This is a genomic window from Halorubrum sp. ASP1, from assembly GCF_005435135.1.
In the GTDB taxonomy this organism is placed as follows: Archaea; Halobacteriota; Halobacteria; order Halobacteriales; family Haloferacaceae; genus Halorubrum; species Halorubrum tropicale.
On record NZ_SGUA01000011.1, the window covers coordinates 48,630 to 71,540 of the forward strand.

A 22,911-nucleotide genomic window follows, 5' to 3' on the forward strand; every position below is an offset into this window, starting at 1 on the left:
CCCGTCGCGCTCGCGTTCCGGCGGTTCCGCGGCGCTCACTCCTCGTACGGCCACCGCCCGCCCGTCTTCAGCTCCTCGACGTACCCCTCGTCGATGGCGTCGCGGATCGACTCCCGCGAGCGGTGTTCGGCCGCCACATCGCCGGTCGCGAGCCGGTAGACGGCCGCGGTCACGAGCGTCGCCACCTCGCGGAGGTCGCGGGAGTCGAGCTTGTCGAGGGTGTCGGCGTGGGTGTGGCCCCAGCCGCGCCCGGACTGGTCGCTCGTCGTGGAGGCCATCACCGCCGGGATCCCCTCCTGGACGAACGCCCACTGGTCGCCGTGCGGCGAGATCGTCTCGCCGGTCGTCAGGGGCGCGTCGAACGCCTCGGCGACCGCCTCGAACGTCGAGCGCATCCCCTCGAACCCGTTCGTCCCGACGCGGAGGTCCCGCGAGCTACAGGCGCCGTCGAGGTTGACCACGCAGGCGATGTCCTCCTTCGCGGTCGTCTCCGCGGCGTGGTACGCCCCCCACAGCCCGATCTCCTCGGACCCGAACGTGACGAGTCGCACCCGGGTGTCGAGGTCGCCCTCGACGGTCGCGAGCAGGCGCCCGACCTCCGCGACGAGCGCCGAGCCGGCGCCGTTGTCGTTGGCGCCGTCGCTCACGTCGTGGGCGTCGACGTGGGCGGTGAGGTACACCGCCTCGTCGGTGTCGGGGCCGACCTCCGCGACCGCGTTCACCGAGGTCGTCGGCTCGTTCCGGCAGTCGACGCCGAGCGAGACGGTCGGGCGGTCGCCGCCCTCCTCCGCGGCGAGCCGCGAGAGCCGGTCGCCGACCTCCTTCGAGACGCCGACCGCGGGGATCGGGCCGGGCCGGTTGTGGTAGCCGATCTCGCCGGTCGGCGGGAGCGCGCCCTCGATGTGGTTCCGGAAGACGAACCCGACCGCGCCGCGCTCCGCCGCCGCGACGTACTTCTCCATCCGGTGGATCCACCGGTCGTGGGAGTCCGGCGTCCGCGAGGAGGCCATCGCGACCGCGCCCTCCAGGTCCCCTTCCGCGGCCGCGAACTCCTCGTCGGTGCCGTCGCCCACGTCGACGAGCGGGGCCGACGCCTCGCCGCTCGGCGTGCCGGGCAGCGCGATCACCTCGTGCGAGCCCTCGTGGTGGCGGTCCACGGCGCCCGTCACCGACAGCGACGACTCGCCGCGCCACCAGCCGGGGATCTCGAACTCGTCCAGGCCGGCGTTCCGCAGGCCGGCTTCCTCGAACGCCTCGACGACGCGCTCGGCGCCGCGGCGCTCGCCCGCCGATCCCGCCATGCGGTTCCCGATGTCGGTCAGGTCGGTGAGGAGGTCCCACCCGAAGTCGCTCGTCCGCGCGTCGCCCACGACGCGGTCCGGTAGCTCGGTCATACGGTCCGGTTGGGCCCCGGGCGAAAAGGGGTTGCGGGAGGCGGAGCCGCGGCCCGACCGGACGGCTCGGCGCGTCCGACCTCAGGCCGGGTCGGCCGCGGTCACCTCGACCTCGACGGCGTCGGGGTCGACGCCGATCCGGGCGAACTGCGTCCGGACGTGCTCGCGGGCCGCTTCGACCGCCTGGTCGCGGGTGTCGAACCCGCGGGGCATCGGCTCCTCGAAGGCGACGCGGATCTCCTCGCCGTCGACGACGAGCGGCGAGCCGCCGCTCTCGACCTCGTAGAAGGAGTCGCACACCCACACGTACGGGGCGTCCTCGTCGGGCGCGCCCTTGTACGCGGGCGGCTCCTCGCCGCGCTCGAACACCGTGCCGGTGAGGTCCGTCCCGCCGCCGCTGCCGCGAACGAGTATCATGCCACGGGTACGGGGTCGAGCCGGATAAGGGCCCCGTGACCGGCGCTCTGCGCCCGGTCGTGGACGGGCGGCGGCCCAGGGCGCGAGGGCAAACGCTTTCGGCCCGGCGACCGGTGGATACGCCATGACGCTGGAGGATTTCACCGAGTTCAGCGGTGACGACGACGCCGACGGCCGCGCGGACGATGTCGACTCCGCGGCCGACGGCGGAAGCGCCGCTGACGCCGCTGACGCGCTCGGGGACGCGTCGTCGGCCGGGTCCGGGTCCGACCCGAGCGGCGACGCCGAGGACGAGTTCGCCGCCTACGACGCGACGCCGGCCGGCAGCGACGCGGGGCTCGGCGTCGTCTCCGTCTCGCAGGGGCTCCGCGTGGCCGAGGAGGAGGAGGAGACGTCGCTGAAGGCGTTCGTCACGACCGGGAACCGCGAGTCGGTGCGGCTCGGGAAGTACCTCCTGATCCCGTACCCGGACGGCGAGCGGCTGTTCTGTCGGATCACGGGGCTGGAGTACGCCCAGGAGTTCCAGTCGGACGACGCGACCGAGATCCACGCCCGCCGGCAGATGCGCCGCGACGAGTTCGCCGAGCGCGACTACAAGTTCGTCGCCGACCTGGAGCCGATGTCCGTCGTCTACGGCGAGGGCGACTCGATGAAACGGCGGATGACCGACCGGGTCCCGAAGCCCGGCGCGGTCGTCGAGGAGGCGGCCGACGACGCAGAGATCAAGACGGGGCTGAAGATCCCCGACGACGGCGTCTTCCTCGGGCACCTCTCCGTCGGCGGCGAGAAGGTCCGGACCGCCGCGGAGCCCCCCACGGTCGACTACCGCGTGAAGGACGACTACGCCGACGGCGACCCGCTCGCGTTCCGGCACACGCTCGTCGCCGGCGGGACCGGGTCCGGGAAGACCCACGCCTCGAAGAACGTCCTCCGGCAGTACCTCGACGACGACCGGACGTACCCGATGGGCGACGGCCGGGAGTCGCGCATGGCGGTCGTCCAGTTCGACCCGCAGGACGAGTACGCGCAGATGCACGACGACAACCCCGACCTCGACGACGGCTTCGCCCGCCGGCTGGAGCGGGAGGGGATCGCCCACGGCGGCCACGACGACACCGTCGCCTTAGTGCCCCGCGTCGCGAACGCGACGTACCCCGGCGAGGGCCACCGCGCCGAGCGCGTCGAGTTCACCATCCCCTTCTCGCTGGCGCGGGACATGCCGTGGCTCGTCGCCGGCTCCGGGCTCAACGACAACCAGTACCCGGCCCTCCTGACGCTGCTCAACCGCTTCTTCGACAGCTACGGCGACTCGGGGACGTACAGCCAGTTCCTCTCGTACCTCGACGACCCAGCGCTGAAAGAGGAGCTCCACGAGAGCGGCCGGGTCCACGAGGCCACCTTCGACGCCGTCAAGCGTCGGGTCCGGGGCGTCCCGAGCGGCGTGTTCGACCAGGACGCGAAGCCGATCACGGAGCTCGACCACACGCTCGTCCGGCCGGGCGGCCTCTCGGTCATTCCGACCTACCACCTGCCGACCTCCCGGCAGAAGGAGATCGTCGTCCTCGCGGTCGCGGGGCTGCTCATCGACGACAAGCTCTCGAACGACCCGGACAGCGACCGGATCAAGGAGACGCCGCTGTTGGTCGGGATGGACGAGGCCCACAACTTCCTCGCCGACGCCGACAACGTCCAGGCGCAGAAGGTGGTCCAGAAGTTCACCGAGGCGGCGAAGCAGGGCCGCAAGGAGCGGCTCGGCCTGTTCCTGATCACCCAGGACCCGCAGGACGTTGCCGAGTCGGTGTTCAAGCAGGTGAACACGAAGGTCGTCTTGAACCTCGGCGACGAGGACGCAATCTCCAGCGTCAACATCCCGACGAACCTCGCCGGGAAGGTGCCGTACATGGAGAAGGGACAGATGGTCGTCTACTCGCCCGACAACTCCGAGCCCGTCGAGCTGATCGGCCTCTCGGAGTGCGTGACGCGGCACGACTGACGGCCGGCCGCCCCGGGCCCGTCGGGTCGCCGACGGGGGTCCCGACCCGACTCAGACTCGCACGACCAGCGTGTCCGCCCACCGGTCGCCGAGCCGCTGGCTGTTCGGCGAGTCGGCGATGAACACGACGCCCGCGAGGATCAGCAACAGCGAGGCGCCGCCGACGATCTTGGTGACGTTCCGGACGACCGCGGCGACGGCGGAGACCTCGTCGCCGTCCGTGTCGACGACTCTGATCCCGACGACCCACTTTCCGGGCGTGTGTCCCCAGACCGCCTCCGACGCGACGTACCAGCCGAACGCGACGAGGAGGAACACGAGGTCGGCGAGGACGGCCGAGACGGCGCCGACCGCCAACGAGACGACCGCGGCGACGGCGACGCTCGCGACGATGTCGACGAGCCACGCGCCGCCGCGAGCGGTGACCGACGCAAGCTGCGACTGCGCGTACGGGGTACTCATACGAGACGGATGAACCGGCGCTCGGCAAGTGTCTTGTGACCGACCGCTCTACGGTCCCGAGACGCCCCGATTCCGGCGGATTGTCGCCGGCCCGGAGTCGCCGTCGCCCTTTTTATCCGGTGCGGGCGAATTCCCGCGCATGAGCAAACGCATCCTCGTCGCGGTCGACGGGTCGGAGGAGGCCGCCGAAGCGCTCTCGTTCGCCGTCGCCGAGTGGCCCGGCGCCGACCTGACGGCGCTGTACGTGGTCAACCCGGCGGACTCGACCACCGGCGCGGAGGGCGGGTTCCCGGGCGCCGCGGACCAGTGGTACGAGAGCGCCACCGCGCGCGGCGAGCGCGTCCTCCGCGAGGCGGCCAAGTCCGTCGACCGCGATATCGACACCCGCATGGAGGTCGGCCGCCCGACGGCGACCATCCTCGGCGTCGCCGCGGGGGAGACGGAGCCGACCACGGACCGCGACCAGCCCGCCGACCCGGAGCCGTTCGACCACGTCGTCGTCGGGAGCCGCGGCCGGACCGGGCTCTCGCGGGTTCTCCTCGGCAGCGTCGCGGAAGGGGTCGTCCGCCGCGCCGAGATGCCCGTGACGGTCGTCCGCTGAGGACTACTCCTCGACCGCCTCCGCCGCCTCCGCTTCGACCACCTCGCCGACCATCGACCAGCCCTCCTCGTCGGGCCCCGACCGACCGAGCAGGATCCGCTCGTAGTCCTCGGAGCTGATCAGGCGGAACTCGGCGTCCGCGTCGGCGTCGGTCCGAGTGCCCTCGCCGCGGAACTCGCGCTGGAAGAACTCGGTCGACGAGAACTCGTAGACGCCGGTCTCGCCCGAGTCGAGTTCGAGCCGCACCGGGCGCGGCTGGACGTTGTGGATCCGCTTCGCGATCGGGTGTAGATCCGGCATACCGACAGGTGGGAGCGGTCAGAATAAAAGCCGTCGGCTCCGTCGGTCGCGCAGCGTGACCGACGCCGCCCGGCCCGGGGCGCCGCCGTACTACTTTAATACCTCACGGCGCGTCATTGCCGTGAGAACCACCATGTTAGAAGCATCGCTCAGCTATCTTCGCGACGGCGACGACGCCGTCACTACCGCCGTCATCGGCGGGCTCCTGCTGCTCGCGAGTCCGCTCATCATCCCCTCGATCCTCGTCTTCGGCTACGTGACCCGCGTCATTCGGCGCACCGCCGGCGGCGACGACGAGCCCCCGGCGTTCGAGGCGTGGGGCGACCTGTTCGTCGACGGCCTGAAGGCGTTCGTCGTCGCGTTCGTCTACTCGCTGCTGCCGCTCGGGGTCCTCGCGGTCGCCGGGGCCCTGACCGTCGGCGCGTTCGTCGTGGTGCCCGGGACCGGCGACCCCGGCGCCGGGACGTTCCTCGGCACCTTCGTCGTCGGCGTCGTCGTCCTCGTCGCGGGGCTCGTCGCCCTGGGCCTGTCGCTCGTCGGGCTCTACGTGACGCCCGCGGCGCTGGCCGCGGTCGCGGACTCCGGGAAGGTCGGCGACGGCTTCGCCCTCGGGACCCTCTGGGGCGTCGTCACGAAGCGGGCGTACGCGACGGGGTGGGTCACCGCGGCGGTCGTGGTGCTCGCCGGCGCCCTCGCGGTGGGCGTGTTCTCCGTGGTCCCGATCCTCGGGACGATCGCGGGGGTGTTCGTCCAGTTCTACGCGTTCGCGGCGGCGGCCGCCATCGTCGGGTGGACGTGGACCGACGTGCGCCCGGTCGGGACGGAACCGCCCGAGACGGAACCCGCGGAACGGCCCGCGGTGTAACGGGGCCGAATCGAAATCGCCGCAGAAGGACGGGACTCGCGAAAAGGGGCGGCGTTACTCGTCGAGGACGTCGTCGTACTCGCCGGCGTCGACGCGCTCGTCGAACGTCCGGGCGTCCTCGCCCTCGATGGTGACGCCGAGGGAGGCGCAGGTGCCGCCGACCTCCTTGGCGGCGGCCTTCGTGTCGTACGCGAGCAGGTCGCTCGACTTCTGCTCGGCGACCTTCTTCACCTGTTCGATCGACATGTCGGCGACGAAGTTCTCCTGCGGCTCGCCGGAGCCGGTGTCGAAGCCGGCCTCGTCCTTGATGAGCTCCGCGGTGGGGGGCACGCCGACCTCGATGGTGAAGGAGCCGTCGTCGTCGTACTCGACGGTGACGGGCACCTCCATGCCGTCGAAGGCGGCGGTCTCGTCGTTGATCTCCGCGACGACGTCCTGGACGTCCACCGGCGTCGGTCCGAGCTCGGGACCGAGCGGCGGGCCGGGGTTGGCCTGCCCGCCGGGGACGAGCGCTTCGATAGTTCCAGCCATGTCCGTACGAACCCGTCGCCGACTTTTAACGGTTGTTCTTTCGGGTAGGGGGAGTCAGCGGTTCGCACACCGTACGCCTGGGTTCCCCGGCGGTGAGCCGCTCGCTCGGCGATGCGTGCCTGTCCGGTCTGGTTTCGTATATCATCACTCAACGTCGCGCGATACCCCGTCGACGATCATCTCGTCTATCTACAAGACACCGGCTGCGGACCGACGCCGAACGCCTCCAAAGCCCCAGCCGCGAGGAGGCCGTACGCTCGCTGCGCGCTTCAGTCGCTCGCGTTGCTCGCTCTTTCCAATGCTTGCGTCACCTACGGCCTCCTCGCGACTGCCCCTTTGAATCCCACCCCGCACCGCACGGCCCCCGCCTCGCACCTCCCCAGCCTCGCGGTTCGCTCGGGCTCCCTGCGGTCGCCCCCCCGCTCACCGCGTCCCTCGCGCGTGCTGCCTCGCGACCTCCGCTTTGCTCCGGTCGCTCGCAGGCACGCGCCACCGCAGTCCGAATTCACAAATCGCTCTTATAGATCAGTCAGCGAAACCGACAGTGGAGTCCGCACCTACGAGTCAACGACGCCCGACGGGTCGGTCCCTCTCGCCTCGTCGGCGACGCGGCCGGGGAGGAACGTCCCGGTCTCTCGGCGGACGCCGAGGAGGAGGACGCCGCCGGCGAGCAGCGGCAGGGCGGCGCAGGCGGCGTATATCGGCGTGAAGCCGACCGCCTCGATGAGGGGGAGCGACACCATGGGGCCGAGGCCGCCCCCCACGTCCCCGAGGACGTTGTTCGTCCCCGAGGCGCGACCCATCCGCTCGTCGGGGGTGAGGTCGGCGAGCAGGGCCATCATCGGGCCGCTGGTCCCGCCCTGGCCGGCGCCGATGAAGACGCAGGCGAGCCCCAGAGAGACGACCGACCCGGCCCGGGCGAGCAGCAGGAACCCGACGAACGAGACCGCGAGGAACGTCAGGAGGACGGGCGTCCGCGACTCGCGGGTGTCGGAGATCCGGCCGCCGGCGAGCATGAAGGCCGCGGCCGAGACGACCGTGCCGGCCATGAACAGCCCGGAGGTCCCCTGCGGGGCGAGGCCGAACAGCGAGATGTCGTTCGCGCCGAGGAACAGCACGAGCGTGGAGAACAGCGCGCCGATGTACGCGAACATCAGCCCGAAGTTGACGAGCCCGACCGTCAGGGCCGGGACGGCGGTGTCGACCTCCCACGGCTTGATCGAGTCGCCGGAGCGGTCCCCGGTGACGTGCGTCTCCGGGACGTACCTGTACGCGACGACGCTGGCGGTGAGCGCGAAGGCGGCGGCGACGGCGAACGCCGCGACGTTGCCCGCGACCGCCGAGACGACCCCGCCGAGCACGAGGCCGGCCGGGAACCCCATCGTGATCCCGCCGCGGACGATCCCCATGTTCGTCCCGCGGTCGCCGCTGTCGGAGAGGTCGGCGGCGATGGTGTACGCGGTCGCGAACACCGCCGCGGAGCCGAGCCCCCAGAGGACCCGCGCGAGCAGGAACCACGCCTCGGGAGCGATCCCCGCCGGAACAGCGAGCGCGACGACGTACCCGAGCGTGGCGACCCCCTCGACGAACAGGCCGACGACGAACGGCGTGCGCGTCCCGTACCGGTCGACGAGGGCGCCGGCCGGCGCGTTCGCGACGAGCCGCACCCACCGGTTCGCGGAGAGGATCGCGCCGACCATGAACGCCGAGATGCCGAGGACCGCGCCGAGGTTCGGGAGGATCGGGAAGACGACGCCGCCGCCGAAGCCGACGAAGAACGTGCTCGCGATCACCGCGAGGAGGACCGGCGGCGGCCGCTCGAACCCGAAGCGGGTCATTCGGTGGCGTCCGCGGCGGCGCCGCTTCCCGGCTCGTCGGCGTCGCGCCGGAGCGCATCGATCGCCGCGTCGAGCGGCGGCAGTTCGACCCCGTCGGCGAGCAGCGGGCCGACGATCCGCCGGAGCGCCGCCTCAGCGACCTCGCGGGTGTAGCCCTCGCTTTCGGCGTCGCGCTCGGCGCCGGCGAGGGTGATCTGCCGGGTCCGCGCGCCGTCGAGGGTCGCTACGAGCAGCGCCGCCGTCTCCTCGACGTCGACGTCGCGGAAGACGCCCGCCTCGATGCCGTCCGCGAGGATGTCGGCGACGGTCCCGCGGAGCAGCCGGTCGCTGCGCGCCAGTTGCTCGCGGATCCGCTCGTTGAACGGACCCTGGGTGCGGAGCTCCAGCAGGGCGATGTGGAACGCCTCGCGGTCGGCCTCGTCGGGGGCGAAGACGAACCACCCCACGAACTGGACCAGCCGGTCGACGGGCGGGTCGTCGGCGCGGGCCGCGATCCGGTCCTCGGAGTCGGAGATGATGTACTCTAGGAAGGCGACGAGCAGGTCCTCCTTCGTGTCGTAGTGGTAGTGGAGCAGCGACTTGCTCTTCGAACACTCGTCGGCGATGTCCTGCATCGTCAGGTCGGCGTAGCCGTGAGCGCGGAGGGCGCTGTACACCCCGTCCATGATCTCCGCGGCCGCGCTCGGCGAGTCGCTCATTGACTGACCGGTCAGTCAACAAACGGTAAATTCCTATCGGTCGGGGGCGGTCGCCGCCGAGACCGCTCGGCGCCGCGAGCGACGCCCGCCCGCCGCAGGGCGCGTGACGGCGCCGCCGCTCGGGGGTCGAGAACAGTCGAAAAGCCGATTCGCCTCGGTGTCGCCGACTTACAGACGGGTGACGTTCGACGCGCGCGGACCCTTGTCCGCCTCCTCGATGTCGAACTCGACTTCCTGACCCTCTTCGAGGTCCGGGCCGCCGACGTCCTCCATGTGGAAGAACACGTCCTCGTCCGCGTCGTCAGTCGAAATGAAACCGTAGCCGCCAGTGTCGTTGAAGAAGTCAACTTCGCCTTTCGCCATTGCGACCGTAGAAGCGGGACTGTGACATATAAGGCTTCCGCGACGATCCGCGGCGTGGAACGCCCTCGCACGGACCGCGTTCGCGGATCGGATCCGTCTCGGAGTTCGGCCGCTTGACCCCCGCCTCATCCCCGATTCCGTGCCGATCGGAATGGTCCGGAATCCGGCCGCGCAGGCCGCCGTGTTAGTAACTACTATACCAGCGCGGTTCAGAACCATTAGGTATGAGTCAGTCGTACAATCGAGGCCTCATCGAGGACTTCGGCCGCTGGCGGGAGTTCGAGGCGGGGATGTGGGCGTGGATCTTCCACAAGTTCACGGGATGGGTGCTCATCGGGTACCTGTTCACGCACATCGCCGTCCTGAGTACGGGGATCCCGGCCGCCGGTGCCAGCGAGGCAGCGATCGCCGCCGGAAACGACGTGTACACGCAGACCATCGTCTCCTTGGAGGGGCTGTTGCTCGTGCGCCTCCTGGAGGTCGGCCTGCTCGCAGTGGCGGTCTTCCACATGCTCAACGGGACGCGACTCCTCCTCACCGACCTCGGCATCGGGCTGGACGCACAGGACAAGAGCTTCTACGCGTCGCTGATCCTCACGGGAGCGATCACCGTCGCGTCCGTCCCGACGTTCATCGCGGGGGCGTTCTGAGATGGCAGAGCGCTACTCCTCGTTCCAGTCGGGCGGCCGGATGTGGTTCCTCCAGCGGGTCACGGCGGTCTTCCTCTTAGTCGTGTTGGCGTTCCACTTCTTCCTGCTCCACTTCGTCCACCACGCCGACGAGGTGTCGTTCCTCGCCAGCTCCGCGCGGATGGAGCAGCTGAGCTACTACTCCCTGATGATCCTCTTCCTCGTGACCGCGACGTTCCACGGGGTCAACGGCGTCTACAACGCCCTGGTGAACCAGGGACTCACCGGCACGAAACGCACCGTGATCAAGTGGACGCTCGTCGCCGCGAGCGTCGTGCTGATCGCGCAGGGAATCCGCACCGCGAACGCGTGGGCGGGCATCGGACTCTACTGAACCGACAATGAGCACGCAAATTCCGAAGCAGACCGAGGAATCGACCGAGACCGAGACGGAGCCCGCTTCGAAGGGCGACGAGCGCCGCGCCGAGAAGCGACGTCGCGCGGCCGAGCGCCGCGAGCAGCGACAGGAGGAGGAGGCGGAGAAGGCGGCCGCCGACGAGAGCACGGTCGAGCTGAAGGTGTTCCGCTACGACCCGCAGGTCGAGGGGAAACAGGAGCCGCGCTTCGACACGTTCCACGTCCCGTTCACGAAAGGGATGACCGTCCTCGACGCGCTCATGTACGCGCGCGACACGTACGACTCCTCGCTCACCTTCCGGCACTCCTGCCGGCAGGCCGTCTGCGGCTCGGACGCCATGTTCGTCAACGGCGGGCAGAAGCTGGCGTGTAAGACCCAGATCTCGGACCTCGAAGAGCCGGTCCGCGTCGAGCCGCTCCCGCACGCCGAGGTGACGAAGGACCTCGTCGTCGACATGGAGCACTTCTACGACCAGATGGAGGCCGTCGAGCCGTACTTCCAGACGAACGAGTACCCGGACGGCGAGCTCGAAGAGCAGCGCCAGGACCGGGCGAACCGCGAGAAGATCAAGATGTCCACGCGCTGTATCTGGTGTGGCGCGTGCATGTCCTCGTGTAACATCGCCGCGGGAGACAACGAGTACCTCGGGCCGGCCGCGATCAACAAGGCGTACCGGTTCGCGATGGACGAGCGCGAGGGCGAGGAGATGAAACAGAAGCGCTTGGAGATCATCGAGCAGGAACACGGCGTCTGGCGGTGTCAGACCCAGTTCTCCTGTACGGAGGTGTGCCCGAAGGACATCCCCCTCACCGAGCACATCCAGGAGCTGAAGCGGGAGGCAGTCAAAAACAATCTGAAGTTCTGGTAAACCCGACAGACAGTATCAAGGGACTCCGGAACTTACGAAATTACATACCAACCATGTACGAACACGACGTCGTCGTCGTCGGGGCCGGCGGGGCGGGACTCCGGGCGGCGATCGCGGCACAGGAAGCGGGCGCGGACGTGGCGATGGTGTCGAAGCTCCATCCCGTCCGGTCCCACACCGGCGCGGCAGAGGGCGGCATCAACGCGGCGCTGCGCGACGCCGACTCCTGGGAGGACCACGCGTACGACACGATGAAGGGGTCCGACTACCTCGGCGACGCGCCCGCGGTCGAGGCGCTCTGCCAAGAGAGCCCCGAGGAGGTCATCCGCCTCGAACACTGGGGGATGCCGTTCTCCCGCGAGGACGACGGCCGCGTCTCCCAGCGGCCGTTCGGCGGCCTCTCCTTCCCGCGGACGACGTACGCGGGCGCCGAGACCGGCCACCAGATGCTCCACACGATGTACGAGCAGGTGGTCAAACGCGGGATCACGGTGTACGACGAGTGGCACGTGATGGACCTGGCGGTCACCGACGAGGACGACCCCGCCGAGCGGACCTGTCACGGCGTCGTCGCCTACGACATCCAGAGCGGCGAGATCAGCGGGTTCCAAGCCAACGACGGCGTCATCCTCGCCACCGGCGGGATGGGCCAGGTGTTCGACCACACCACGAACGCGGTCGCCAACACCGGCGACGGCGTCGCGATGGCGTACCGCGCGGGCGTCCCGATGGAGGACATGGAGTTCATCCAGTTCCACCCGACGACGCTGCCGTCGACCGGCGTCCTCATCTCCGAGGGCGTCCGCGGCGAGGGGGGAATCCTCTACAACAGCGAGGGCGAGCGGTTCATGTTCGAGCACGGCTACGCGAACAACGCGGGCGAGCTGGCCTCCCGCGACGTGGTCTCCCGCGCCGAGCTGACCGAGGTCAACGAGGGGCGCGGCATCGAGGACGAGTACGTCCACCTCGACATGCGCCACCTCGGCGAGGAGCGCATCCTCGACCGCCTAGAGAACATCCTCCACCTCGCGGAGGACTTCGAGGGCGCCGACGGGCTCACGGAGCCGATGCCGGTCAAGCCCGGCCAGCACTACGCGATGGGCGGTATCGAGACGAACGAGTTCGGCGAGACCGTCATCGACGGGCTGTACGCCGCCGGCGAGTGCGCCTGCGCCTCCGTCCACGGCGCGAACCGCCTCGGCGGGAACGCGCTGCCGGAGCTCATCGTCTTCGGCAAGCGCGCCGGCCGCCACGCCGCCGGCGAGGAGATGGGCGAGGCCGAGATCGAGACCGGCCGCTCGGGCGACTGGCAGCCGGCCGACTACGAGTTCGGCGTCGAGGTCGGCGAGACCGGCGGCTCGGGGCCCGCAGCGGCCGACGGCGGCGCCGTGGCGACCGACGCCGACAGCGTCCTCGGAGCGGCCGTCGACCGGGCCCAGGAGCGCGTCGAGGAGCTGCTCTCCCGGAAGGGGCGCAACCACGCGGAGATCCGCTCGGCCGTCCAGGAGACGATGACGGCCAACGTCAACGTGTTCCGCGAGGAGGGCCGGTTGGAGGAGACGCTCGAAGACCTCCGCGAGGCCCGCGAGGCGTACAAGGACGTCGCGGTGTCGGACCCGTCGCGGACGTTCAACACCGACCTCATCCACACCATCGAGACGCGGAACATCCTCGACATTGCGGAGGCGCTCACGATGGGCGCGCTCGCGCGCGAGGAGTTCCGCGGCGCCCACTGGCGTAAGGAGCACCAGGAGCGCAAAGACGAGGACTGGCTGAAGCACACGCTCATCTCGTGGAACGACGGCGAGCCCGAGCTGTGGTACAAGCCGGTCGTCCTCGAGGGCGAGAACAAGACGTACGAGCCGAAGAGCCGCTCGTACTGAGCCGTCAAACGACGCGCGGCCGCCGGCGACTCGCTTCGGTATCCCCTCGCTTTCACCCGATTGATCCGGATCGTTCACGGTCTCCTATCCGTCGACGGTCGAAACCGGCCGTCGATACGCGTCGATTTCCGGTTCGTTAATCGACGTTGCCCGCACGAGCCCCGAGGGAACCGGCGGAAGACGTGCTCTCCTGTGCCTTCCGGCGATTTCGACGAACGTTGAATAGGGGATTTATTATCGTCGAACTACACTGATCGGACAAGATGATCGAGACGGAAACCGCGTCCGCGGCCGCCCCGGCGTTGCCCCGGGAGCTCCAGTCGCCCCGCGCCAAACTCGTGTACCTCTACCTGACCACGAACGGCGACGCCACGGTCTCGGAGATGGGCGAGTCGCTCGGCATGAAGAAGCTCTCCCTGTACAGCATCCTGAAGACCCTCCGCAACGAGGGGCTCGTCGACTGCGACGGCGACTGTTACGTCCCCAACTGACCGCGGCCGCGGCGCCGACCGAGCGGCCCCCCGGCTCGCGACCTCCGGCCCGCGACGTCGCTGTTCTCCCTTCGCGCTCCCCGCCGCAGCGGAGCGTTTAGGGTGGCGGAGCGCCCACGTCGACCGTGGACGCGAACCAGACGGAGTTCGAGAACCCGTTCGCGATGGACACCGACTGCGAGAACTGCGAGGCGCTGTGCGGCGCCCGCGACCGCGTCGTCCACGGCTACGGCGACGTCGGCGCCGAGTTCCTCGTGGTCGGGACGGCGCCGACGGCGGCCGCCGAGCGCAACGGCGTCCCCTTCACCGGAGAGGGGGGCGGCGAGCGCGTCCAGGCTATCTTCGCCGACCTCGGCTTCGTCCGGTCCGCGCCGGGAGCCGCGGAGCCGGACGTACAGAACGTCTTCTTCACGAACCTGACGCGGTGTCGCCACCCGGAGCGCGGGCCGACCAACCGCGAGGTCGACACCTGCGAGCCGTTCCTCAACGCGGAGATCCGGATGATCAACCCCCAGATCATCGTGCCGGTCGGCGAGCGGCCGCTCAGGGAGCTGGCCGTCGAGTACACGACGCGCCGACCGGACTCCTTCGACGTCGACGCGGAGCACGCGACGACGATCCGCGGGCGTGGGTTCGAGCTCGTGCCGATGACCGAGCCGGCCGCGATGACCGACGAGGAGGCCGACGCCTTCCGCGACCACATGCGCGAGAACGTGTTGAGCCGGGACTACCGGCAGACGAAGGGGCGGCGGAGCCGGTAGCTTTCGCGGCCCGGCCTCAGTCGTCGAGGTCGACGTCGTCTAAGATCCCCTCGGTCGCGTCCTTGCTGTCCGCGCCGAACGCGCAGTCGACGAGGATGTGCCCGCCGAGCGTCGACGGCGAGATGACCTGATCGGCGCCGGCGCGGCGGAGCTTGTCGACGTTCTCCCGCTGCGTCGCCGCCGCGACGATCCGCACGTCCGGGTTGAGCTGGCGGGCGGTGAGGATGGCGAGCGCGTCGCGCGCGTCGTCCTCGGTGGCGGCGACGACGGCGCGGGCCCCGGCGACGTTGACCCGTTCGAGCGGGTCGACGTCGCTGGGGTCGGCGGTGTACACGGGCACGTCGCGGTCCGTGAGCCGCCTGGCGACGTTTTCGTCCGGCGTCACCACCGCGTACTCGACGCCGTCGCGGGCGTCGAGCTCTTCGAGGATCGGTTCCGTCAGGTCCCCGTAGCCTAACACGAGGACGTGGTCGTCGAGGAGGTCTATCTGTCTGTCTGTCATTTTCCCGAGCGCCTTGGAGAGCTGCGCCTCGATTGCGGGCGTGAGGAGGACCCCGAGCGCCACCGCGAAGGCGGCGACGTTCACCACGAGCGACGAGAGCGCGAACAGCTGCGCGATGTCGGAGGCCGGGCCGGTCGCCGGGTGGACGTCCCCGTACCCGACGGTCGAGGCCGTGACCACGGTGAAGTAGAACGCGTCGACGATCGTCTCGATCCCCTCGAACTGGTCCCTGAGGGCGTACGAGCCGACCGTTCCGTACGCGACCGCCCCGACGAGCGCCGCGCCCGCGGCCAACTGCGTGGGCGAGGGGCTGAACCGCCGGTCGAACCGCCCCCGGTTGATCACGAGCGTCGGCGCGGACAGGACCGACAGCGCCACGAGCGGGAACGACAGGACGGACGCCTGTAACAGCCCTTGAAGCGCCGTCAGCGGCAGCAGCACCGCCGTGGAGTACCACCCCACCCGGTACCCGTCCCGCAGCGCGAACCCGCTCGCGAACATCGCGAAGCCGGTGATCGTCCCGGTGAACCCGACCGTCTGCCGGACGACGCCGCCGACGTACGGGGCGAGCGGGCCGTCGACGCCGAGCCCGCCGATCTGCGCGAGCCCGGCGAGGATGGAGAGGATCGCGACCCCGAACGTCAACGCGATCGACGCGCGGACGGTAACCCAGTCCCGGGTCAGCTCCATATCCCCGGGTCGCCGAGACCCAACTTAAACCCCGCGAGGCCGGTCCGACCCGCTCGCCGCCGGCGGGAACGGCGGTCGCCCGCGGCGCCCCCGCGACCCGCCCGGATCGGCGCGCCGACACACGTTTAACCCCGCCGGCGGTTGGGTGGCCCATGTCGCTGCCCGTCGAGATCGTCTTCGGCGTCTACCTCGGCGTCATCACCGGGATCGTCCCCGCGCTGGTGGCCGGGGCCCTCGGGTTCGTGTTCAAGTACGTCACGGACGTGACGATTCCAGGGCTCGGGGTGGTCGTGCTGTCGCTCGCCATCGCCGGCGTCAACGGCGGGCTGCTCGCGCTCAACGACGAGACGATCCGGTCCTCGGAGCGCGCGCCGGCGATCCTGACGGCGATCGTCGTGGTGCTCATGCTCTCGATGTACGCCCACGCGCAGGGGGACAAGCTCGGCGCCAGTGTCCCCAAGCGGATCTCGCTCAAACAGCTCCGCGACCGGACGCTCTCGACCGACGTGATCGAACTGGTCGGCGGCCGCGGCCGCGTCTCCGTCGAGGTGAGCGGCGAGGTGGACGACATGGAGGGGTACCCGCCGCTGCCGACGGACACGCGCCGCGCGATCGTCGACGGCGACTGGACGTTCCCCGCCGACCTCCCGCTCGCGGAGCTCGAAAGCCGGTTCGCGGAGCGGCTCCGGACCGAGCTGGACCTCGCCGACGTGGCCGTGCGGATCGACGAACAGGCGCGCGCGACGGTGTCGGCCGCGCCGCCGACCGGCGCGCTCTCGAAGCGGGTGCCCGCCGGGAAGCGCGCGGTGTCCGTGTCGGCGCTGGTCCCGACCGGCATCGCCCGCGGCGACATCGTCCGCGTGATAACCCCGGACCTCGACGCCGAGGGCGCCGTGATCGCCGCCCGGTCGAGCGGGGAGCCGGAGCCCGGGGCCGCCGCCGCGTCGACGCCCGCCGCCGCGGGCGACGACCCGGACCCGGACGACGACGCCCGGACGGACGGCGGCGAGGCGGCCGTCGCCGCGCCCCCCGCGGCGACCGCGCCCACGACGACCGGCGGCGAGGGGCGCGTCACGCTCGCGCTCGACCGCTCGGAGGCGACGGCGCTCCTCCGGGCCGACCGCGGGCGCGTGCTGGTGCTGTCGCGGGGCACCCGTCGCGAGTACGAGCTCACGGCCCTGCTGCGTCGCGCCGGGAAGCGGTTCCGGAAGGTCTCGGTGGTCGCCGACGGCCCGCTCGACGGCCACACGATCGGCGAGGCCGAGGTCCGCGAGGCGTACGACGTGGCCGTCCTCGCGGCGCGCCACGAGACGTGGACGGTCGCGCCGGACGGCTCGCAGTCGCTGTCAGCGGGCGACGACCTGTTCGTCGTCGGGAGCCGCGACGCGCTCGACCGGTTCGCGGGGGTGGCCGCGTGAGTCCCGCCGGGTCGGCCGCGGTCGCCGCTGGCTTCGACGCCGGCGTCGCCGCGAGCGGCCTCGCCGTCGGGGCGGTCGACGTCGGCTTCGCCCGCCCGCGGCAGGCGGCGGTCACGCTCGTCACGTTCGCGGTCGTCGCCGTGATCGTCGCGGCCGGCGCCGCCCTGGCTTACCGCTGGTACTTCCGCACGGAGATCCCGGAGGGGGTGACCTGGCTCCTCGGCGTCTCGGTCGTCGCGCTGTACCTCAACACGACCTCGCTGGGGTCGGTGGCGGTCGGCGACAATCCCGCCCTGCTGGCGCCCGAGAGCGTCTTCTTCAACCTCGTCTCGCTCGGCGTGGCGGCGGTGACCGCGCCCGTCGGCCGGTACGCCGGCGACCGGCTCGCGGTCGACGTGTTCGCGCTCTCCGGCGCCAAACAGCTCGACGGCGAGCTGAGCGGTATCGTCCGCGCGGTCGGGCGCTTCACGGCGGTGACGCTCCCGTCGGTCGACGAGATACGCGACATGGACACGTACGACCCGGTCTCGGCGGACAAGAAGGCGGAGCTCGCGGAGACGACCCTGCTGTTCCCGCGGAAGCTCTCCGAGACCGAGCTCCGCGAGCGGCTCATCGCCCGGCTCAAAGACGAGTACGGGGTCGGCTACGTCGACGCCGACCTCGGACCGGACGGGACCGTGGGGTACTTCGCGGTCGGCTCCCGCGCCGCCGGGCTCGGCCCGACGCTCGCGCCGGGGTCGGCCGCGGTCGCCGTCGCCGCGGATCCCCCGAACAACGCCACCGTCGGCGACACGGTCCAGCTGTGGCGCGACGACCCCGAGCCGGAGCGGGTCGCGACCGGCGAGCTGCGCGGCGTCGCCGGCGACGCCGTCACGGTCGCGCTCGACGAGTCGGACGCCGAGCGGCTGACCGACGAGGGCGGCTACCGGCTCGTCACGCTGCCCGCGGAGCCGCAGGCCGACCGCGAGTTCGCCTCCCTGCTGCGAAACGCGGACGAGACCATGGCCTCCGTCACCGTCGCGGCCGGCAGCGAGCTCGACGGGAGCACCGTCGGGGAGGTCGGGGCCGTCGTCGCCGCGGTCCGACCGGCGGGCGGCTCCGTCGAGCCGATCCCGCCGCGAGCGTACGTCTTCGGCGCCGGAGACCTGGTGTACCTCGTCGGCCGCCCGGGCGCGATCCGGCGGTTCGAGACCGCCGCCGCGGTCGGGGGCGCCGGCGACACAGACGACGGCGGCGCGGACCCCGACGGGACGCAACGCTCTTGAGTCGTCCGCGCGGGGATCCGGCATGGAGTGGAAGCTGTTCGCCGACCTCGCGGAAATCGCGGGCGACCGCACGGTGGCGGTCGACCCGGGGCCGGGCGACACGGTCGGCGACGCGCTCGACGCGCTGCTTGACGCACACCCCGACCTGCGGGACCGCGTGATGGAAGACGGCGCCGTCGCGGACCACATCAACGTCCTTCGGAACGGGCGGAGCGTCCGCCACGACGAGGGGCTCGACGCCACGCTGGAGGCGGGCGACGAGCTCGCGCTGTTCCCGCCCGTGAGCGGCGGCCGCTCCGTCCGATAGATCGGTCGTTTCAAACGCGCGCCGACCCCATCCGGAGCCATGACCGACAGCGACGAGGGCGACCACGGCGACGACGGCGGCCACGACCCGCACCGCGAGGAGTTCCACGAGGACCCGGTCGGCCACACGCGCGCGGCCGCCGGGATGACGGTGAGCGAACTCGTCGACGGTTACGGGGACGCGGGGATCGGTGCCGCCGCGGTCAACGAGGCCGGGGACGTGCTCGCGGAGATGTTCGACAACGACGACTGCACCGTCTTCCTCTCGCTGGCGGGCGCGATGGTCCCCGCCGGCATGCGCCGGATCGTCGCGGACCTGATCCGCGACGGTTACGTCGACGCCCTGGTGACCACGGGCGCGAACCTCACCCACGACGCCATCGAGGCCATCGGCGGGAAACACCACCACGGACGCACCCGCGACCCCGAGAAGACGCCGCGCGAGCACGACGAGGGGCTCCGCGACGAGGGGGTCGACCGCATCTACAACGTCTACCTCCCGCAGGAGCACTTCGCCGACTTCGAGGGCCACCTCCGCGAGGAGGTGTTCCCGGCGCTGGAGGCCGACCCGGACGACGCGGGGAGCGGCGCCGTCTCCATCGCCGACCTCACGCGCGAGCTCGGCCGCGCGAACGCCGCGGTCAACGAGCGCGACGACGTCCCCGAGGGGCCGGGCGTCGCGGCCGCCGCCTACGAGCACGACGTGCCGATATACTGCCCGGCGGTCCAGGACTCCGTGTTAGGGCTTCAGGCGTGGATGTACGCCCAGACGGCCGACTTCACCATCGACGCCCTCGCGGACATGACCGAGCTGACGGACCTCGCGTTCGAGGCCGACGACGCGGGCTGCCTGCTCGTCGGCGGCGGCGTCCCGAAGAACTTCACGCTCCAGACGATGCTCGTCACGCCGCGCGCCTACGACTACGCCGTTCAGGTCACGATGGACCCCGAGGCGACCGGCGGGCTCTCCGGTGCCAGCCTCGACGAGGCGCGCTCGTGGGGCAAGCTTGAGAAGGACGCCCGCAACGCCTCCGTCCACGGCGACGCGACGGTGATGCTCCCGATGCTCGTCGCCGCCGCCCGCGAGCGCGTGGAGTAGCGGCGCGGGTTCGATCACGACCACGTCTCCGTTTATAAACCGACCCGCGGTGGCGCGTGCCGACGAGCGCCCGAAGGGCGCGGGTCGCACGCGCGAGGTCGCCGGCGCGTAGCGCCGGCTGCCAGAGAATCTTCGATTCTCGCTGGACGCGGCGACCGGAGCGAAGCGGAGGGAGCCGCGAGGCTGGGGAGGTGTGAAGCGCGGTGCTGTGCGGGGCGGGACTCAAAGGGGCAGTCGCGAGGACGGCGCACGCTCGTTGCGCGCTTCAGTCGCTCACTCCGTTCGCTCCTTCCAGTGCTTACGTCGCCTGCGCCGTCCTCGCGGCCGGGGCTTTGGCAGCGTTCACCGCCGATCCGTCAGCACTCAGTTATAAATGAGCGACCGTTACACGCACAGCTACGCGAGCGAAAGCGAGAAGAAACCGAAGAGACGCCGGTTCAGTTGTCGCCGTTCTTCGACTGCCAGGCGTAGTCGCGCCGGGATGCGGACTCGCCGAAGCCGCACGAGGAGCAGCGCTCCTTTTTGACGTGGTAGGACTTCTCACCGCAGCGTCGACACTTCACGTGGACCGTCTTGTTCTTCTTTCCCTGAGAGGGCGTACCTGCGCCGGTCATGCTTTGATGGTGACGACGTTATCGCCGCGTATAATCGTTGTGTCTTCGATCGCGACCGCGAACTCGCCGTCGAGGTCGCCGTCGACGCGGTCGTCCACGTCGGCTTCGGGCTCGATGACGACGTTCATGTGCTGGTCGTAGCCGCCGAGGACGCCGTAGTAGGTCGTCCCGTCCTTCAGGTGTACCGTCACGGGCTCCTCGAGCGACGCTTCGAGCACGTCGAGGGGTCGTCCACTCATTGTCGGATCGCCGCCCGTCGCGGTAATAAAAATACCGGGACGGAGCCCCCGAGGCCGGTCGGTTTGACACGACCGCGGGCCCGCCCCTCTCGGCCCAGCACTCACCCCAGTCGCTCGCGCACGAACGCGGTCGCCGGCGGGACCGCCCGCGCGTACAGGGCCGCGTACGTCAGCTCCGCCTGGGTCCGTCTCGGGTCGGCGTACCCGGCGTCGACCTCGTCGGTGACGCGTCCGAGCGAGGCCAGCGCCGGGCGGACGAACCGCGCCGCGAGCGGGTCGCCGCCGTCGACCGCCGCGACGGCCTCGCGCGCCCGCTCCGCGGCCGACCGGAGCGACGACTCCGACGGCGGGTTCCGGTGGCCGCCGTCGCGGATCGCCCCGACGGCCCGCCGCCGCGCCTCCACCGTCGCCAGCGCGGTCCCGGCTTCGATCACCGCGGTGGCGTAGTTCCCGTCGTCGGACGCCCGCTCGACGCCTCTGACCGCCGACGCCGTCCGCCGCTCGGTCGCGACCGCCAGCTCCTGAGCCACGGTCCCGCTCAGGTCCTCGTCGGTCGGGACCGCCTCGTCGCCGGTGCGTCGACGCACTTCCGCGCGCGTCCGGCGCACGGAGCCGTCCAGCGTCTCCGCGGCCGCGACCAGCGACGCCCACTGCGGGTCGATCCCCTCGCGGTCTCCGTGAAACGCGTCGCGGAGGCCCGCGGCGTCGGTGGCGGCGGCCCGCGCCCGCTCGACGTCGCCGACCGCGTCGCCGGCACGGAACGGCGCCGCGACCGGGTCGTCCGGGTACCGGACGGTCGGAACGAGGTGCCGCGCGCACGCCGCGAGCAGCGACTCGACCGGCTCGTACGCGAGCGCCGCCGCCGCCGTCGACTCGGCGCGGTACTCCAGGCCGGCCGCGAGCGCCGCCCGGTCCTCGCGGACTGTGCGGCGGCGAGCGGCGAGGTCGGCACTCTCGTCGACGCCGGTGGCCGCCCGGTAGGCGCCGCGGACCGTCGCCGCCGTTCCGCGGGCGCGCCGCCGCGCGGCGAGGGCCTCGGTCGGCCACGGGTCGGTCGGCTCCGCGTCGACCCGCTCGACCGCCCGCGCCCTGTCGTCCGCGATCGCCGCCGCGACCGCCGCGTTCGGGAGCGACGGCTCCGCGGGGACGGCGTCGAGCAGGTCGCGGGCGCGCGACTGGTGAGCCGCCGCGAGGGAATCGGGGACGGTCGCCGGGAACGGCGCGGGGGGCCACTCGACCGCATCGACGAGGCCCGGCGGCACCGCGGTCGCCTCGCCGCGATTCGTCTCACCGTCGGCGAGCGGCGAGGCGGCACAGCCCGCGACCGCCGCTGCGCCGGCCGTTGCGAGCCCCGCGAGGAAGCCTCGGCGCGACCGGGAATCGCGGGTCACGAGCCCTCACCCCCGGCCTCGGCCGATGAGTCGAACGCGGTCGACGCGCCGGTCGGGTCCGAGCCGTCGGTCGCTCTCGACGCGTTGAACGCGGCCGGGCGCCGTCCGGTCCCGCAGGAGCCGGCCATGCTCCGGCCGCTCCCGCGCGACCGCTCGGCCGCGACCGGCATCCGGATCGCGAACCCGACGGCGTGGATCGCGTCGCGCTCGCAGTCGACGTCGGCCGGGCGATACGCGCGACAGAAGTCGACGTGCGGCTGGAGGTCGCCCTCGGCCAGCGGCCCGCGCTCGACGCGCACCGACCGGAACCGGACCTCGCGACACGCCTCGACCGGCATCGTGTGGAGCGACACCGACGAGGACGCGAAGTCGGTGGCGGCGCAGAACTCGCGGAGCCGCTCGGCCGGCGGGGTCTCGGCGAAGGCGAGCGCGGAGCGATCGCCGTCGGAGGTCAACACTCGCGACGTGGTCCGCCGTTGGACCGCGCGCTCGTCGGTCGACAGCGTGAGCACCGTCTCGCCGTCGGCGACGAGCGCGCCGCCGTCCTCGTCGCGGACGCGCTCGACCTCGACGTTCTCCAGCGGCGGACCGGTGGTCGGGTAGCTGTTCGACGCGGTCTCGCTGCCGGCGCAGCCGGCCAGGGCGGCGATCCCTGACGCGGCCGCGAGGAGGACTCGGCGGCGGGAAACCTCGGACATCGGCGGTGATTCGCCCGACTGCGTGAAACGCTTTGTGGGACGCGACCCTCCCGCGTCGGACCGCCGAGCCCCCGTTCGGACGCGAACCACCGTCGCGGGGCCGAACCCGGGAGTTTTTAACGTGGGCGAGAGTACGCCGAGGTACCACACTCCCGCGGGACACGGTGAGTCGCGACG

The 22,911-nt window shown here is 71.4% G+C and carries 26 protein-coding genes; 13 read left to right on the forward strand and 13 right to left on the reverse strand.

Translation table 11 applies throughout. The annotated features are described in order from the left end of the window. Positions 1–35: 35 nt before the first annotated feature. Together EXE48_RS14925 and EXE48_RS14930 are read right to left on the reverse strand one after the other, a co-directional pair. Positions 36–1,394: a M28 family peptidase gene (locus EXE48_RS14925; RefSeq protein ID WP_137711956.1), complete on the reverse strand. Its 1,359-nt coding sequence runs from the start codon at positions 1,392–1,394 to the stop codon at positions 36–38. 81 nt (positions 1,395–1,475) lie between these two features. Beyond that, the gene (locus tag EXE48_RS14930; protein WP_053770739.1) at positions 1,476–1,811 is read right to left on the reverse strand and encodes a DUF7113 family protein; all 336 of its coding nucleotides are present in this window, start codon (positions 1,809–1,811) and stop codon (positions 1,476–1,478) included. A 124-nt stretch (positions 1,812–1,935) separates the two neighbouring features. Here EXE48_RS14930 and EXE48_RS14935 point away from each other — a divergent pair, with 124 nt between their 5' ends. After that, positions 1,936–3,804, forward strand: coding sequence for an ATP-binding protein (locus EXE48_RS14935; protein WP_137711957.1), 1,869 nt, complete (start codon positions 1,936–1,938; stop codon positions 3,802–3,804). A gap of 51 nt (positions 3,805–3,855) precedes the next feature. Here the strand turns inward: EXE48_RS14935 and EXE48_RS14940 are convergent, their stop codons facing one another. Next, positions 3,856–4,266 (reverse strand): RDD family protein, encoded by a 411-nt coding sequence (locus tag EXE48_RS14940; protein WP_053770741.1) that lies wholly within the window; start codon positions 4,264–4,266, stop codon positions 3,856–3,858. Positions 4,267–4,405: 139 nt separating this feature from the next. Between EXE48_RS14940 and EXE48_RS14945 the strand changes: the two genes are divergently transcribed. After that, a complete protein-coding gene (locus EXE48_RS14945; RefSeq protein ID WP_053770742.1) occupies positions 4,406–4,867 on the forward strand; it encodes a universal stress protein in 462 nt (153 codons plus the stop codon). Positions 4,868–4,870: 3 nt separating this feature from the next. Here EXE48_RS14945 and EXE48_RS14950 read toward each other — a convergent pair whose 3' ends face one another. After that, complete coding sequence (locus EXE48_RS14950) at positions 4,871–5,167, reverse strand: DUF8072 family protein (protein ID WP_053770743.1); 297 nt, start codon at positions 5,165–5,167, stop codon at positions 4,871–4,873. A gap of 133 nt (positions 5,168–5,300) precedes the next feature. Between EXE48_RS14950 and EXE48_RS14955 the strand changes: the two genes are divergently transcribed. After that, entirely contained in the window at positions 5,301–6,032 is a 732-nt protein-coding gene (locus EXE48_RS14955; RefSeq protein ID WP_137705439.1) for a DUF4013 domain-containing protein, read from the forward strand. A 54-nt stretch (positions 6,033–6,086) separates the two neighbouring features. Here EXE48_RS14955 and EXE48_RS14960 read toward each other — a convergent pair whose 3' ends face one another. The 4 genes from EXE48_RS14960 to EXE48_RS14975 all read right to left on the reverse strand — a co-directional run bounded on the left by EXE48_RS14960 (position 6,087) and on the right by EXE48_RS14975 (position 9,462). Continuing rightward, entirely contained in the window at positions 6,087–6,563 is a 477-nt protein-coding gene (locus EXE48_RS14960; protein WP_053770745.1) for a 50S ribosomal protein L11, read from the reverse strand. Between the two features lie 557 nt (positions 6,564–7,120). After that, complete coding sequence (locus EXE48_RS14965; RefSeq protein ID WP_137705440.1) at positions 7,121–8,401, reverse strand: MFS transporter; 1,281 nt, start codon at positions 8,399–8,401, stop codon at positions 7,121–7,123. Then, a complete protein-coding gene (locus EXE48_RS14970; protein WP_053770747.1) occupies positions 8,398–9,099 on the reverse strand; it encodes a TetR/AcrR family transcriptional regulator in 702 nt (233 codons plus the stop codon). Before EXE48_RS14970 ends, EXE48_RS14965 begins: the two co-directional genes overlap by 4 nt. Before the next feature lie 168 nt (positions 9,100–9,267). Beyond that, positions 9,268–9,462: a cold-shock protein gene (locus EXE48_RS14975; protein ID WP_004596869.1), complete on the reverse strand. Its 195-nt coding sequence runs from the start codon at positions 9,460–9,462 to the stop codon at positions 9,268–9,270. A 224-nt stretch (positions 9,463–9,686) separates the two neighbouring features. Between EXE48_RS14975 and sdhC the strand changes: the two genes are divergently transcribed. The 6 genes from sdhC (at position 9,687) to EXE48_RS15005 (ending at position 14,512) form a co-directional block, all read left to right on the forward strand. After that, on the forward strand, positions 9,687–10,112 hold the full coding sequence (sdhC, locus tag EXE48_RS14980; RefSeq protein ID WP_053770748.1) for a succinate dehydrogenase, cytochrome b556 subunit: 426 nt from the start codon (positions 9,687–9,689) through the stop codon (positions 10,110–10,112). 1 nt (position 10,113) lies between these two features. Next, positions 10,114–10,485 carry a succinate dehydrogenase hydrophobic membrane anchor subunit gene (locus tag EXE48_RS14985; protein ID WP_004596874.1) on the forward strand — a complete coding sequence of 124 codons (372 nt, stop codon included), beginning with the start codon at positions 10,114–10,116 and terminating at the stop codon, positions 10,483–10,485. A 7-nt stretch (positions 10,486–10,492) separates the two neighbouring features. After that, positions 10,493–11,377, forward strand: a complete 885-nt coding sequence (locus tag EXE48_RS14990; protein ID WP_053770749.1) for a succinate dehydrogenase/fumarate reductase iron-sulfur subunit — start codon at positions 10,493–10,495, stop codon at positions 11,375–11,377. Positions 11,378–11,430: 53 nt separating this feature from the next. After that, complete coding sequence (locus EXE48_RS14995) at positions 11,431–13,260, forward strand: FAD-binding protein (RefSeq protein ID WP_137705441.1); 1,830 nt, start codon at positions 11,431–11,433, stop codon at positions 13,258–13,260. Between the two features lie 263 nt (positions 13,261–13,523). After that, positions 13,524–13,751, forward strand: a complete 228-nt coding sequence (locus tag EXE48_RS15000) for a helix-turn-helix domain-containing protein (protein ID WP_053770751.1) — start codon at positions 13,524–13,526, stop codon at positions 13,749–13,751. Between the two features lie 125 nt (positions 13,752–13,876). After that, the gene (locus EXE48_RS15005; RefSeq protein ID WP_137711958.1) at positions 13,877–14,512 is read left to right on the forward strand and encodes a uracil-DNA glycosylase; all 636 of its coding nucleotides are present in this window, start codon (positions 13,877–13,879) and stop codon (positions 14,510–14,512) included. Between the two features lie 16 nt (positions 14,513–14,528). Here the strand turns inward: EXE48_RS15005 and EXE48_RS15010 are convergent, their stop codons facing one another. Next, positions 14,529–15,704 carry an NAD-binding protein gene (locus EXE48_RS15010; protein ID WP_121600188.1) on the reverse strand — a complete coding sequence of 392 codons (1,176 nt, stop codon included), beginning with the start codon at positions 15,702–15,704 and terminating at the stop codon, positions 14,529–14,531. Positions 15,705–15,856: 152 nt separating this feature from the next. On the opposite strand from EXE48_RS15010, the gene EXE48_RS15015 reads away from it, so the two are divergent. From EXE48_RS15015 to EXE48_RS15030, 4 genes are read left to right on the forward strand one after another with little or no spacing between them, the layout of a single operon-like run. After that, positions 15,857–17,122, forward strand: coding sequence for a potassium channel family protein (locus tag EXE48_RS15015; RefSeq protein WP_053770754.1), 1,266 nt, complete (start codon positions 15,857–15,859; stop codon positions 17,120–17,122). After that, the gene (locus EXE48_RS15020; RefSeq protein ID WP_137705444.1) at positions 17,119–18,387 is read left to right on the forward strand and encodes a cation:proton antiporter regulatory subunit; all 1,269 of its coding nucleotides are present in this window, start codon (positions 17,119–17,121) and stop codon (positions 18,385–18,387) included. The genes EXE48_RS15015 and EXE48_RS15020 overlap by 4 nt, the downstream gene beginning before the upstream one ends. Before the next feature lie 22 nt (positions 18,388–18,409). Next, positions 18,410–18,694: a ubiquitin-like small modifier protein 1 gene (locus EXE48_RS15025; protein WP_137705445.1), complete on the forward strand. Its 285-nt coding sequence runs from the start codon at positions 18,410–18,412 to the stop codon at positions 18,692–18,694. A gap of 39 nt (positions 18,695–18,733) precedes the next feature. After that, a complete protein-coding gene (locus tag EXE48_RS15030) occupies positions 18,734–19,792 on the forward strand; it encodes a deoxyhypusine synthase (protein WP_053770757.1) in 1,059 nt (352 codons plus the stop codon). A gap of 437 nt (positions 19,793–20,229) precedes the next feature. Here the strand turns inward: EXE48_RS15030 and EXE48_RS15035 are convergent, their stop codons facing one another. From EXE48_RS15035 to EXE48_RS15050, 4 genes are all read right to left on the reverse strand, one after another. Beyond that, complete coding sequence (locus tag EXE48_RS15035) at positions 20,230–20,406, reverse strand: 50S ribosomal protein L37e (protein ID WP_053770758.1); 177 nt, start codon at positions 20,404–20,406, stop codon at positions 20,230–20,232. Continuing rightward, on the reverse strand, positions 20,403–20,645 hold the full coding sequence (locus tag EXE48_RS15040; protein ID WP_053770759.1) for an LSM domain-containing protein: 243 nt from the start codon (positions 20,643–20,645) through the stop codon (positions 20,403–20,405). The genes EXE48_RS15035 and EXE48_RS15040 overlap by 4 nt, the downstream gene beginning before the upstream one ends. 101 nt (positions 20,646–20,746) lie before the next feature. Beyond that, positions 20,747–22,036, reverse strand: coding sequence for a twin-arginine translocation signal domain-containing protein (locus EXE48_RS15045; RefSeq protein ID WP_137711959.1), 1,290 nt, complete (start codon positions 22,034–22,036; stop codon positions 20,747–20,749). Next, positions 22,033–22,734 carry a hypothetical protein gene (locus EXE48_RS15050; RefSeq protein WP_137711960.1) on the reverse strand — a complete coding sequence of 234 codons (702 nt, stop codon included), beginning with the start codon at positions 22,732–22,734 and terminating at the stop codon, positions 22,033–22,035. Before EXE48_RS15050 ends, EXE48_RS15045 begins: the two co-directional genes overlap by 4 nt. Positions 22,735–22,911 lie beyond the last annotated feature (177 nt).